Genomic DNA, 13,683 nt, shown 5'->3' on the forward strand with positions numbered 1-13,683 from the left:
TCAGGATTCAATATGAGTAATAGCCTCACGCTGTCATCTTTACTTTCTCCTTGGGGAGACTTCAGTTCTTCTGAGCTAGATGCGATTGCTGTTGAGCAGTTGGAGTTAGATAGCCGTGCGATCAAGGACGGTGATACCTTTGTTGCCATTGTTGGACATGCCGTTGATGGTCGTCGCTTTATCGATAAAGCCATCGCTCAAGGCGCGAAAGCCGTCATTGCACAGGCTGGTGATGACAAAGCTCATGGCTTGGTTGAGTGGTTAAATTCAGTTCCTGTTGTTTATGTAGCAGAGCTCAATTCAATTCTCTCTGAACTGGCTGGCCGAGTTTATTCTTCTCAGGCGACCAAACTGATAGGTGTTACTGGCACCAATGGCAAAACCACCATCACTCAATTGATTGCTCAGTGGTTAGATCTCGTTGGTCAACGCTCTGCGGTAATGGGCACTACAGGTAATGGCTTCTTAGATAATCTAAAAACAGCAGCGAACACTACCGGCAGCGCGATTGAAATACAGCGCACGCTGAGTGAGTTGGCTGAAGAAAAAGCCGTTTATACCGCGATGGAAATCTCTTCTCATGGTTTGGTTCAAGGCCGAGTAAAAGCATTGGATTTTGAGGTTGGTGTATTTACTAACCTGAGCCGTGATCACCTTGATTACCACGGCACAATGGAAGAGTACGCATTGGCTAAGAAAAGCCTGTTTACTCAACATAAATGCAAACATGCAGTGATCAATGTAGATGATGAAGTAGGTAAAGCGTGGATGTCAGACTTGTCCAATGCGATAGCGGTTTCATTGCTTCCGTTGTCTGGTTACCAACAGTCGGTGTGGGCCTCTGATGTCGCTTATGCAGAGACAGGCATCAAACTCAATTTTGATGGTAGCTGGGGGCAAGGTCAGCTTTCGGTTCCTTTAATTGGTCAGTTCAACGCATCAAATGTGTTGGTTGCTTTCGCGACTCTGCTTTCACTGGGCATCGACAAGCAAATCTTGGTCGACACCGCGCCTCAGCTTCAACCTGTGATTGGTCGCATGGAACTGTTCCAAGTACCAAACAAAGCAAAAGTCGTTGTCGATTACGCACATACACCAGACGCACTAGAGAAAGCATTGGCGGCACTGCGTGTACACTGCTCTGGAAAACTATGGGCAATCTTTGGCTGTGGTGGTGATCGAGATACCGGCAAGCGCCCAATGATGGCGGTAACGGCTGAGCAGTTCGCCGACAAAATTATTATTTCAGATGACAACCCTCGCAGCGAAGATCCTGCTTTGATTGTTAAAGACATGCTAGCTGGCTTAAGCGAACCTGAATCTGCATTCGTCGAGCACGATCGCTATCAAGCGGTTAAGTTTGCTCTAGAACAGGCTGGCAGTAATGACATTATTCTTTTGGCTGGTAAAGGCCATGAGGATTACCAAGTATTGAAAGACGAAACGATCCATTACTCAGATCGCGAGTCTGCGCTCCAACTTTTAGGTATTTCATAATGATTGATGTATCACTCGAGCAGATCTGCTCAGCGGTGAGCGGTCAGCTGATTGAGGCTGGCAAGTCGAGCAATAGTGTTATTAATGCGGTTTCTACTGACACTCGCACTGTTGAAGAAGGTGCACTGTTTGTTGCTCTTGTTGGTGAACGTTTTGATGCGCATGACTTTTGTCATCAAGCGGTAGAAGCTAATGCGAGCGCGTTGTTAGTCGAACTAAAACTTGACCTAAATATTACTCAAGTTGTTGTTGAAGACACTAAACTTGCTTTAGGTCAGCTAAGTGCTTGGATTCACGAGCAATGTAACGTTCTAACTATGGCGATTACAGGCAGCTGCGGTAAGACGACCGTTAAAGAGATGGTCGCGAGTATTCTACAACAACGTGGCAAGGTGCTGTTTACAGCGGGTAACTTCAACAATGATATTGGTGTACCGCTAACTCTGCTACGCAGTGAGCCAAGCGATGACTATGCGGTGATTGAATTAGGCGCTAACCATATCGGTGAAATTGCTTACACTACTCAGCTAGTGAAACCACAGGTTGCTTTGGTGAACAATGTCGCTGCGGCACACTTAGAAGGTTTTGGTTCTATTGATGGTGTGAAGCAAGCGAAAGGTGAAATCTTTCAGGGGCTTGCTGCTGGTGATACTGCTATTGTTAATCTAGATAGCAACGGTGGTGACTTTTGGAATGACGTACTTGCAGATAAAACGGTGCTGACATTTTCAGAAAGCGATAATGCTGCGGATTACTTTGCTAAGAATATTCGCATCAATGAGCAAGGTGAAGCTTGCTTTGATATGCAGACACCGCAAGGTGCAATGGCAGTCGAACTTGGCATTATTGGTCAGCACAACGTGGCAAATGCGTTGGCAGCTGCAGCGTTAAGCACTCAATTTGGTGCCACGCTTGAGGAAATAAAAAGCGGTTTAGCAAACCTTATCTCGGTTAAAGGTCGAGTTGAGGTTCAACAATTAAGTCAGAATATTAAGCTGATAGATGACAGTTATAACGCCAGCGTACCTGCAATGAAGGCAGCAGCAAAATTGCTGTCGAGCTTCAAAGGTCAACGTTGGTTGATTTTAGGCAATATGGCTGAATTAGGCGACGAAAGCCTTGCACTTCACCGTCAAGTCGGTGAATATGCTGCCCCATTCGCTTTTGAGCATGTACTCACTTACGGTGATGATACCAAGGTGATTAGTGAGGTCTGTAATGGGACTCACTTTGCAACGCATCAAGCGATGATCGCGCACATAGAGCAGCACTTAAGCTTGCCAGAAAACGCGTCACATACCTTGTTGGTCAAAGGCGCGAATAGTGCAGGAATGAGTAAAATAGCCGCTGCTTTAAAGGAGAACTTTTCATGATAATTTGGCTTGCAGAGCTACTACAGCCACACTTTTCTTTCTTCCGTTTGTTCGAATACCTATCGTTTCGTGCAATCGCGAGTATTCTGACAGCTTTGTGTCTGTCGCTGTGGATGGGACCTCGTTTAATTGAGCGTCTGCAAATGCTACAAATTGGCCAAGTTGTTCGTAATGACGGCCCAGAATCTCACTTCAGCAAACGTGGTACGCCAACCATGGGCGGTGTGATGATCCTTGCTGCAATCATTATTACAGTATTGATGTGGGCTGATCTTTCAAACCCTTACGTTTGGGCTGTTCTAGTTGTCCTTGGTGGTTACGGTGCGGTCGGTTTTGTTGATGACTATCGTAAAGTCGTTCGTAAGAACACCGATGGCTTGATTGCGCGTTGGAAGTATTTCTGGCAATCAGCGATTGCATTGGTTGTGGCATTTGCTCTGTATGCTCACGGTCACGACACCGCTGCAACGCAATTGGTTGTTCCTTTCTTCAAAGATGTGATGCCACAGCTTGGTTTACTGTACATTGTACTAACTTACTTTGTTATTGTGGGTACCAGTAACGCGGTAAACCTAACGGATGGCCTAGATGGCTTGGCGATCATGCCAACGGTTATGGTTGCGGCTGGCTTTGCTGTTATCGCTTGGGCGACAGGTAACGTTAACTTCGCGGCATACTTACACATTCCATACATCCCATACACCTCTGAACTGGTTGTGGTATGTACTGCTATCGTAGGTGCTGGCCTTGGTTTCCTATGGTTTAACACTTACCCAGCACAAGTATTCATGGGCGATGTTGGCTCTCTAGCACTGGGTGGTGCATTGGGTGTGATTGCTGTGTTGGTTCGCCAAGAGTTGGTACTGGTTATCATGGGCGGTGTGTTTGTAATGGAGACCCTGTCAGTAATCCTGCAGGTAGGCTCTTACAAATTGCGTGGCCAGCGTATTTTCCGTATGGCACCGATTCATCACCACTATGAGCTTAAAGGTTGGCCTGAACCGCGCGTAATCGTGCGCTTCTGGATCATCTCAATGGTATTAGTACTGGTTGGCCTAGCGACACTGAAAGTTCGTTAATCCTATGCGAGCCTCTGAGTAGAGGCTCTTTAAAACTATTAAGAGCATCTTGTTTAAATGGAACGTTGGCAAAATATTCAAAATGTAGTGGTTGTGGGGCTCGGTATTACCGGGCTCTCTGTCGTTAAACATCTCGTAAAATATCAGCCTCACACTCATGTGAAGGTAATCGATACGCGAGAACTACCGCCGGGCAGAGAGTCTTTGCCTGAATCGGTAGAGCTGCATTCTGGAAGCTGGAATACCCAATGGTTGGCTGAGGCTGATTTAGTGGTAGCTAATCCAGGTATCGCCTTAGCGACCCCAGAAATTCAAGATGTGCTTCAAGCGGGAACGCCTGTTGTCGGTGACATCGAGTTGTTTGGCTGGGCGGTGAATAAACCGGTCGTGGCGATTACTGGCTCAAATGGCAAGAGTACGGTGACTGACCTTACTGGTGTGCTTGCTAAAGCGGCTGGCCTTAACGTCGGTGTCGGTGGCAATATTGGAATTCCGGCTTTAGACCTTCTTGAGCTTGATGCAGATTTATATGTTCTTGAGCTCTCAAGCTTCCAGTTAGAAACTACATCGAACCTAAACCTTGCTGCAGCAGCCTTTTTGAACCTGTCAGAAGATCACATGGATCGCTATCAGGGTATGGCTGATTATCGCGAGGCTAAGTTAAGAATCTTTAATAACGCGCAGTGTGCGATTGTAAATCGCGAAGACAAAGAGACTTACCCAGACCACACAATGCCATTGGTGACATTTGGACTCGATGACCAAGAGTTTGGTGTATCGACGATTGATGGCACTGAGTGGTTAATCGATAACGGTAAACCAGTACTTGCTACTCAAGATTTAACATTGGTTGGACGTCATAATGTGGCGAATGCGTTAGTCTCTTTAGCATTATTGAAGCAAGTTGGTATTGATTACAGCAAAAGCCTTGAAGCTTTGAAAGCTTACAATGGTTTGACTCATCGCTGCCAAGTGGTGGCTGACAAGCGCGAAATCAAATGGGTTAACGACTCAAAAGCAACCAACGTAGCGAGCACATTAGCGGCTCTGTCCGGTTTAGAGTACCAAGGTACTTTGTATCTCTTGGTTGGTGGCGTTGGTAAAGGTGCTGACTTTAGCGAGCTTAAACCTGTATTAACGCAACTAGAGCGTGTTCAGTTGTGTTGCTTCGGTGAAGATGCTGCGCAATTTATGCCGCTGCATCCATCAGCTCAAAAGTTCGAGACCATGCAGCAGATAATCGAATCTATCTCACCACAACTGGTGGCTGGAGATATGGTGATGTTGTCTCCTGCGTGCGCGAGCTTCGATCAATTTAATAATTTCATGGCGAGAGGTGACGCGTTCACTGACCTTGCTCATGAGTATGCCTAACGTGTTGAAGGACTAACATTCAGTGCAAAGAGTGAAAGAGATCAATCAATCTATTTGGCAATGGCTTAACCGTGCCACACCAGAGGCGCTCTACGATCGTCAATTGGTATGGATTGCTCTTGGACTGATGCTGACGGGCTTGGTAATGGTAACGTCGGCTTCGTTCCCAATCAGTGCTCGTTTAACCGATCAGCCGTTTCACTTTATGTTCCGTCATGCCATCTTCCTTGTGTTGGCGTTAGGTGTGTCCAGTGTCATATTGCAGATTCCGATGCAACGCTGGTTTCAATACAGTATGTACTTACTGGGCTTGTCCTTCTTCTTGCTGATCGTGGTATTAGCGGTCGGTAAGTCAGTTAACGGTGCATCGCGTTGGATCCCTCTCGGCCTATTTAACCTTCAGCCAGCCGAAGTCGCTAAGCTATCACTGTTTATCTTTATGGCGGGCTACTTGGTTCGAAAACAAGACGAAGTGAGGAAAACCTTCTTCGGTGGTTTCGGTAAACCTATCATGGTGTTTGGCGCCTTTGCTGTGTTGCTGCTCGGTCAACCCGATTTAGGTACCGTAGTCGTAATGTTGGTGACTCTGTTCGGCATGTTATTTATCGCTGGTGCCAAACTTTCGCAGTTTATTGCCTTGATGGTGGCGGGCATTGCCGCCGTTGTTGGCTTGATTGTCATAGAACCTTACCGTGTTCGACGTGTGACCTCCTTCTGGGAACCTTGGAATGACCCGTTCGGCAGTGGCTACCAGTTAACTCAATCATTGATGGCGTTCGGTCGTGGTGATTGGATGGGACAGGGGCTTGGCAACTCAATTCAAAAACTCGAATACCTACCGGAAGCGCATACCGACTTTGTATTTGCGGTCTTGGCAGAAGAGCTTGGTTTCGTCGGTGTTACTTTAGTGTTGATGCTGATCTTTAGCTTGGTGTTTAAAGCCATTTTTATTGGCAAAAAAGCCTTCGATAACGACCAAGTGTTCAGTGGCTATTTGGCTTTCGGTATTGGTATTTGGTTTGCTTTTCAAACGCTTGTTAACGTAGGCGCTGCTTCAGGTATTGTTCCAACTAAAGGTCTAACCTTACCGTTGATCAGTTATGGTGGTTCAAGTCTTATCGTGATGTCGGTGGCGGTTTCTATGCTGCTGCGTATCGATCACGAATGCCGGATACAACAAAAAGAACAAGCCGACAATCAAAACGAATTAGTAGAATAAGAATCTAACGTGATGAAACAAAACAAAAAACTTTTAGTGATGGCTGGTGGTACTGGCGGTCACGTTTTCCCAGGGTTAGCGGTAGCTAAAAAGCTTCAGCAGCAAGGTTGGGAAATTCGCTGGTTAGGAACCGCTGACAGAATGGAAGCGGATTTAGTGCCAAAGCATGGTATTGAAATCGACTTCATCAAGGTGAAAGGCCTTCGAGGTCAAGGTATTAGCAAGCTAATTAAAGCGCCGTTCCAGATTATCAATGCCATACTTCAAGCAAGGCAGCATATCAAAGCATGGCAGCCAGATGTGGTGCTTGGTATGGGCGGCTACGTAAGTGGTCCCGGCGGTATCGCGGCATGGTTGTCTGGTATTCCGGTGGTACTGCATGAGCAAAATGCAGTGGCAGGTTTAACGAATCAATGGCTGTCTAAAATTGCTAAGAAGGTATTCCAAGCTTTCCCTGGTGCATTTCCTACTGCGGAAGTGGTTGGTAACCCTGTACGTGAAGATGTGGTTGCCTTAGCTGAACCAGAGCTACGCATGGCTGAGCGTGACGGCGATATCCGTATATTAGTGATGGGCGGTAGCCAAGGCGCTAAGATCCTTAATGATACTTTGCCAGTGACGATGGCGAAGCTTGGCGAAGGCTTCACAGTGATGCACCAAGCGGGCAAGAACAACCAACAACAAGTCATTGAGCAATACAAATCACATTCTGTAGATAATGTTCAAGTGACTGAATTTATTGATGATGTGGCGCAAGCTTATGAGTGGGCAGATCTATTAGTGTGTCGCTCAGGAGCATTAACCGTATCAGAAGTGTCTGCGGCGGGTGTGGGCTCTATCTTCGTTCCGTTTATGCACAAAGACAGACAACAAGCGCTGAACGCCGATCACTTAGTTGAGTGTGGCGCAGCGTTAATGATTGAACAGCCTCAACTGACGGCTGATAAGCTAGCGAACACGATCGCCGAGCTTGATAGAAATGAATTAAAAATGATGGCAACAAAAGCTCGTCAAGCAGCCAAGCTTGATGCTGATGTGACCGTCGCTGAAGCGATTAAAGCTTTAGCAAAATAATGAGATTGAATTGATGACGATTGAACATACCCAAGACTTAGCGCAAATCCGTGCAATGGTGCCAGAGATGCGCCGTGTTAAATCTATCCACTTCATTGGTATTGGTGGTGCAGGCATGAGCGGGATCGCTGAAGTCCTGCTAAATGAAGGCTACCAAATCACAGGTTCTGATATTGCTCAAAACCCAGTGACTGATCGTTTAGTCAGCAAGGGCGCGACCGTTTACATTGGTCACCAAGCAAGTAACGTTGCCGATGCAAGTGTGGTGGTGGTATCAACCGCTATCAACGAAGAAAACCCAGAGATTATTGCCGCTCGTGAAGCGCGTACCCCTATTGTTCGTCGTGCAGAAATGCTGGCTGAGCTGATGCGTTTTCGTCATGGCATTGCTGTGGCAGGTACGCACGGTAAAACAACAACAACGGCTTTGGTTACACAAATTTATTCTGAAGCTGGCTTAGATCCAACCTTCGTCAACGGTGGTTTGGTGAAAAGTGCAGGCACAAACGCACGTCTAGGGTCGAGCCGTATCCTTATCGCTGAAGCTGACGAAAGTGATGCGTCATTCTTACATCTGCAACCAATGGTTAGTATTGTAACTAACATTGAAGCGGATCATATGGATACCTATGGCGGCGACTTCGAAACGCTAAAGCAGACGTTTATCGATTTCCTACATAACCTACCGTTCTACGGCCAGGCTGTGATGTGTGTAGATGACCCAGTAGTACGCGAGCTTATCCCTCAGGTAAGCCGCCAAGTGATTACTTACGGTTTCTCCGAAGATGCGGACATTCGCATTGAAAACTACGTACAAGAAGGTCAGCAAGGCAAGTTTACGGTTGTGCGTGAAGGCAAAGCGAACCTAGATATTACGTTGAACATTCCAGGTCGCCACAACGCACTGAATGCATCAGCGGCGATTGCGGTAGCGACTGAAGACGACATCAGCGATGAAGCGATTCTAAAAGCGATGGCGGGAACGGAAGGTACTGGTCGTCGTTTCGATCATCTTGGAGAGTACGAAACGGGTAAAGGCGTCGCGATGTTGGTCGATGATTACGGTCATCACCCAACGGAAGTGGATGTGACGATTCAAGCGGCTCGCAGTGGCTGGACTGACAAACGTCTTGTAATGATCTTCCAACCGCACCGCTACAGCCGAACACGTGATTTATATGATGATTTTGCGAACGTTCTTGAACAAGTTGATGTCTTAATCTTATTAGATGTGTATTCAGCTGGTGAGAAACCAATTGCAGGGGCTGACGGACGTTCATTAAGTCGAACCATTCGTGGGCGTGGTAAGATTGATCCAATCTTTGTTGCTGATATCAACACACTGCCATCGGTTCTAGCGAACGTAATTCAAGGCGGCGACCTTGTTTTAACGCAGGGTGCAGGTGATGTTGGTCGTGTAGCTAAGCAACTTGAATCGCTACAATTAGACATTAATCAAATGCGGAACGCGTAACAGAATAGCGTCTACATACTGTGGTCGATCGCTCACTTCTTGCGATTGACCTAAAATTGACCAAAAATCTTATTATCAACGTTTGATAGTTTGATTTTGCTCAGTATAATTCATAGGTTAAAGTAAGTGCTTTTACCTCTATTACGAAGATAGGGAATAGAATTGCGAACCAACGACAGGGAATGCGGGCTTTGGTAGAAAGTACTTTTAGCGAAAACCGCCACCTATTCAGTTTACCGTCGCTCAAGAAACACGCCTTAGGCGGGTCTTTTTTTGTCATGGTATTGCTATTCATTGGGTTTCTTTTCTATACCACACTGACTTGGATGTGGGACGATCAGCGATTGCCTCTCTCCAAAATAGTACTTCAAGGCGACTTAACTTACGTAACCGCTGGTGATGTTCAACATGCCTTTGGCGAGCTTGAACACATTGGAACATTTATGTCACAAGACATCGGCGTGTTGCAAGACAGTTTAGAAGCGTTACCTTGGGTATCTGTTGTCTCTATTCGTAAGCAGTGGCCAGACACAATAAAAGTATTTTTGACTGAGTACCATGCGGCAGCAATCTGGAACGGTAACATGCTGCTGAATGATGATGGTCAGGTGTTCAATGGTGATATCGGCCTCTTGAAGGGCGATAGAGTTAAGCTTTACGGCCCAGACGGCACCAGCCAAGAAGTGATAGAAAAGTGGCGACAGATAACCCCTTTGATTAACAGCCTAGGGTTAACCGTTACCTCGCTCGTTCTCAATGAGCGTCGCGCTTGGCAAATAATCCTAGATAACGGTATCCGTTTAGAACTAGGTAAAGATTCTTTAGATGAGCGTGTTGAACGCTTCATTTCGCTTTACAACGAGTTAGGTAGTAAGGCGAATCAAGTGAGCTACATCGACCTCAGGTATGATACGGGAGCCGCTGTAGGCTGGTTTCCAGAGCAAGAGTTAGAAGAGAGCACAGATGACTAAGACCGCAGATGACAACATAATCGTTGGTCTTGATATAGGCACTGCGACCATATCAGCTCTGGTTGGTGAAATATTGCCTGATGGTCAAATCAATATCATTGGTTCTGGGCAAAGCCCATCCAGAGGTATGGATAAAGGTGGTGTAAACGACCTAGAGTCGGTAGTTAAGTCGGTTCAGCGAGCTATTGATCAAGCAGAGTTGATGGCGGAATGCCAAATCAGCAATGTGTTTATCTCGCTATCGGGCAAACATATCGCAAGCCGAATTGAAAAAGGCATGGGCACAATCTCTGATGAAGAGGTGTCTCAAGACGATATGGATCGAGCGATCCATACCGCAAAATCAATTAAAATAGGTGATGAGCAGAGAATTCTGCACGTGATCCCACAAGAATTTACCATCGATTATCAAGAAGGGATTAAGAACCCACTTGGCTTATCTGGTGTTCGAATGGAAGTCAGCGTTCACCTAATTTCTTGCCATAGCGATATGGCGAGAAACATTATTAAAGCTGTTGAACGATGTGGTCTCACAGTAGAACAGATCGTGTTTTCAGGACTTGCCTCAAGTAATGCGGTAATTACTGAAGACGAGAGAGAGCTTGGAGTATGTGTGGTGGATATCGGCGCGGGTACGATGGATATTTCCATTTGGACTGGCGGCGCACTGCGACACACAGAAGTCTTTTCCTACGCAGGAAATGCAGTAACCAGTGATATTGCCTTCGCTTTCGGCACGCCAGTGAGCGATGCTGAAGAGATAAAAGTAAACCATGGTTGCGCTCTGAGTGAACTCGTAAGCAAGGATGACTCTGTTAACGTCCCAAGTGTTGGTGGTCGCCCATCGAGAAGTTTGCAGCGACAAACTTTGTCGGAAGTGATTGAACCACGTTACACTGAACTTATGGGCCTCGTTAACCAAACTATTGATACGGTTCAATTACAGCTACGAGATGAAGGTATTAAACACCACCTTGCAGCTGGCGTCGTTCTCACTGGTGGAGCGGCACAAATTGACGGATTGGTAGAGTGTGCGGAACGTGTTTTCCGCAATCAAGTTCGAGTTGGTAAGCCATTAGAAGTTAGTGGCTTAACTGACTATGTTAAAGAGCCGTATCATTCTACGGCGGTTGGTTTACTTCATTACGCAAGAGATTGTCAGATCAGTGATGAAGGTGATTACAGCGAACCTAAGCGTTCAGCACCTTCTATGTCTGGTTTGTTTGGCAAATTGCGTAATTGGATACAAAAAGAGTTTTAACCTGAGTTGCAGGAAAAAACGGAGATAACACATGTTTGAACCGATGATGGAAATGTCTGACGATGCAGTAATTAAAGTCGTTGGAGTTGGTGGCGGTGGCGGTAACGCTGTTGAGCACATGGTACGTGAATCAATCGAAGGCGTAGAATTCATCAGTGTTAACACTGATGCTCAAGCACTTCGTAAAACAAGCGTGAGCAGCGTGATCCAAATTGGTGGTGATATCACTAAAGGTTTGGGCGCTGGTGCAAACCCACAAGTAGGCCGTGATGCAGCTCTCGAAGATCGAGAAAGAATTAAAGAAGTTCTAACTGGCGCCGATATGGTATTTATCGCAGCTGGTATGGGCGGTGGTACTGGTACAGGTGCTGCTCCAGTTATTGCTGAAGTTGCGAAAGAGTTGGGTGTGCTAACGGTTGCTGTTGTAACTAAGCCATTCAGCTTTGAAGGCAAAAAGCGTTTAGCGTTTGCTGAGCAAGGTATCGAAGAGCTTTCTAAGCATGTGGATTCTTTAATTACGATTCCAAATGAAAAGCTACTTAAAGTACTTGGCCGCGGCGTAACACTGCTAGAAGCTTTCGCAAGTGCAAATGATGTACTTAAAAACGCTGTACAAGGTATCGCTGAGCTAATTACTCGCCCTGGTATGATTAACGTCGATTTCGCGGATGTTCGCACCGTAATGTCTGAGATGGGTCATGCAATGATGGGTAGCGGTATCGCAAAAGGTGAAGACCGTGCTGAAGAAGCTGCTGAAACGGCAATTTCTAGCCCACTACTAGAAGACATCGACCTAGCTGGTGCTCGTGGCGTTCTTGTGAACATCACAGCAGGCCTAGATATGCGTCTAGATGAGTTCGAAACAGTAGGTAACACAGTTAAGGCATTCGCATCTGATAACGCAACAGTTGTGATTGGTACTTCTCTAGACCCTGATATGACGGATGAAATCCGCGTAACTGTTGTTGCAACAGGTATCGGTACAGAGAAAAAACCAGACATTACTTTAGTTGCTGGTGGTAAAGCTAAGGTTGCACCAACTCCTCAACCACAGGTAGCGGCTCAAACTGCACCAAAAGTGGAAGAGAAAGTGGCACAGCCATTGCAAGAAAAAACTGAGGTTAAACCTCAAGTTAAGCCACAGCCAACAACGTCACCTGTTTCTTCAGGTACAGGAGCTAGCCAAAGTGCTGCACCTAAAGCTGAGAAAGAGAGTGGATATTTAGATATTCCAGCATTCTTACGACGTCAGGCTGATTAACAAACACCCAAAATTTGACTATAGTCGAATTAATGGTAAAATTCGCGGTCGGTAAATACTGACCGTGATTTGTAGCACTGATAACGAGGCAAGCAGATGATCAGACAACGTACTCTGAAAGAAATTGTGAAAACAACTGGTGTGGGTCTCCACTCTGGTCGTAAAGTCACACTTACTCTTCGCCCGGCAGCTGCAAATACAGGCATTGTTTATCGTCGTACAGATGTAAATCCACCTGTAGATTTCCCAGCTGATCCAGCATCAGTTCGTGACACTATGTTATGTACTGCTCTTGTTAATGACGAAGGCGTACGTATCTCTACAGTGGAACACCTTAACGCAGCTCTAGCGGGCATGGGCATCGACAACATTATTGTTGAAGTAGATGCACCAGAGATCCCAATTATGGATGGTAGCGCAAGCCCATTCGTATACTTGCTACAGCAAGCGGGTGTGGAAACACTGAATGCAGCGAAGCGTTTTATTCGTATCAAAAAGCCTATCCGTTTTGAAGATGGCGATAAGTGGGCAGAGTTTGTTCCATTTAACGGCTTCCGTATGGACTTTGAGATCGACTTTAACCACCCAGCAATTGAATCTGATGAGCAACGTTTGTTGTTTGATTTCTCTTCACAAGGCTTTGTGAAAGAAATCTCTCGCGCTCGTACTTTCGGCTTCATGCGCGATATTGAGTATCTACAATCTCAAAACCTAGTACTTGGCGGTAGCTTCGATAACGCTATCGTTCTAGACGAATACCGAATTCTTAATGAAGAAGGTCTGCGTTTTGACAATGAGTTCGTAACTCACAAAGTACTGGATGCGATTGGTGACTTGTACATGTGTGGACACGCTATTATTGGTGAGTTCCGTGCATACAAATCAGGTCACGGTCTAAACAACCAACTACTACGTGCAGTACTTGCTGACGCAGAAGCTTGGGAGTGGGCAACATTCGAAGAAGAAGTAGGCTCTCCTGTTGCATTTGCTGAGCCAGGAATGGTTCTAGCGTAATTGTTGTTTACAACAATATAAGATTTCGAAAACCAGGTCATTGACCTGGTTTTTTTGTATCTATTTTCCAGATACAGTGTCGTCAA

At 46.0% G+C, this 13,683-nt stretch carries 11 protein-coding genes; all 11 read left to right on the forward strand.

The genetic code is table 11. The annotated features are described in order from the left end of the window. The first annotated feature begins 12 nt into the window (after window positions 1–12). Window positions 13–1,497: a UDP-N-acetylmuramoyl-L-alanyl-D-glutamate--2,6-diaminopimelate ligase gene (gene murE, locus FLM53_RS10280; protein ID WP_176680899.1), complete on the forward strand. Its 1,485-nt coding sequence runs from the start codon at window positions 13–15 to the stop codon at window positions 1,495–1,497. Further along, on the forward strand, window positions 1,497–2,870 hold the full coding sequence (gene murF, locus FLM53_RS10285; protein WP_176680900.1) for a UDP-N-acetylmuramoyl-tripeptide--D-alanyl-D-alanine ligase: 1,374 nt from the start codon (window positions 1,497–1,499) through the stop codon (window positions 2,868–2,870). The genes murE and murF overlap by 1 nt, the downstream gene beginning before the upstream one ends. Further along, window positions 2,867–3,949 (forward strand): phospho-N-acetylmuramoyl-pentapeptide-transferase, encoded by a 1,083-nt coding sequence (gene mraY / locus FLM53_RS10290; protein WP_048658030.1) that lies wholly within the window; start codon window positions 2,867–2,869, stop codon window positions 3,947–3,949. The genes murF and mraY overlap by 4 nt, the downstream gene beginning before the upstream one ends. A 57-nt stretch (window positions 3,950–4,006) precedes the next feature. Then, on the forward strand, window positions 4,007–5,323 hold the full coding sequence (gene murD, locus FLM53_RS10295) for a UDP-N-acetylmuramoyl-L-alanine--D-glutamate ligase (protein ID WP_176680901.1): 1,317 nt from the start codon (window positions 4,007–4,009) through the stop codon (window positions 5,321–5,323). Between the two features lie 22 nt (window positions 5,324–5,345). After that, window positions 5,346–6,542, forward strand: coding sequence for a cell division protein FtsW (gene ftsW, locus FLM53_RS10300; protein WP_176680902.1), 1,197 nt, complete (start codon window positions 5,346–5,348; stop codon window positions 6,540–6,542). Between the two features lie 12 nt (window positions 6,543–6,554). Beyond that, complete coding sequence (murG, locus tag FLM53_RS10305; protein ID WP_176680903.1) at window positions 6,555–7,616, forward strand: undecaprenyldiphospho-muramoylpentapeptide beta-N-acetylglucosaminyltransferase; 1,062 nt, start codon at window positions 6,555–6,557, stop codon at window positions 7,614–7,616. 13 nt (window positions 7,617–7,629) lie between these two features. Continuing rightward, window positions 7,630–9,090: a UDP-N-acetylmuramate--L-alanine ligase gene (murC, locus tag FLM53_RS10310; RefSeq protein WP_176680904.1), complete on the forward strand. Its 1,461-nt coding sequence runs from the start codon at window positions 7,630–7,632 to the stop codon at window positions 9,088–9,090. Between the two features lie 278 nt (window positions 9,091–9,368). Further along, window positions 9,369–10,061: a cell division protein FtsQ/DivIB gene (locus FLM53_RS10315; protein ID WP_017629344.1), complete on the forward strand. Its 693-nt coding sequence runs from the start codon at window positions 9,369–9,371 to the stop codon at window positions 10,059–10,061. Next, on the forward strand, window positions 10,054–11,322 hold the full coding sequence (gene ftsA, locus FLM53_RS10320; RefSeq protein WP_010434747.1) for a cell division protein FtsA: 1,269 nt from the start codon (window positions 10,054–10,056) through the stop codon (window positions 11,320–11,322). Before FLM53_RS10315 ends, ftsA begins: the two co-directional genes overlap by 8 nt. A 31-nt stretch (window positions 11,323–11,353) precedes the next feature. Continuing rightward, entirely contained in the window at window positions 11,354–12,583 is a 1,230-nt protein-coding gene (ftsZ, locus tag FLM53_RS10325) for a cell division protein FtsZ (RefSeq protein ID WP_017059291.1), read from the forward strand. A 96-nt stretch (window positions 12,584–12,679) separates the two neighbouring features. Further along, window positions 12,680–13,597 carry a UDP-3-O-acyl-N-acetylglucosamine deacetylase gene (lpxC, locus tag FLM53_RS10330; RefSeq protein WP_010434751.1) on the forward strand — a complete coding sequence of 306 codons (918 nt, stop codon included), beginning with the start codon at window positions 12,680–12,682 and terminating at the stop codon, window positions 13,595–13,597. Window positions 13,598–13,683 lie beyond the last annotated feature (86 nt).

The organism is Vibrio sp. Scap24, assembly GCF_013394185.1.
GTDB classification, from domain to species: domain Bacteria; phylum Pseudomonadota; class Gammaproteobacteria; order Enterobacterales; family Vibrionaceae; genus Vibrio; species Vibrio pomeroyi.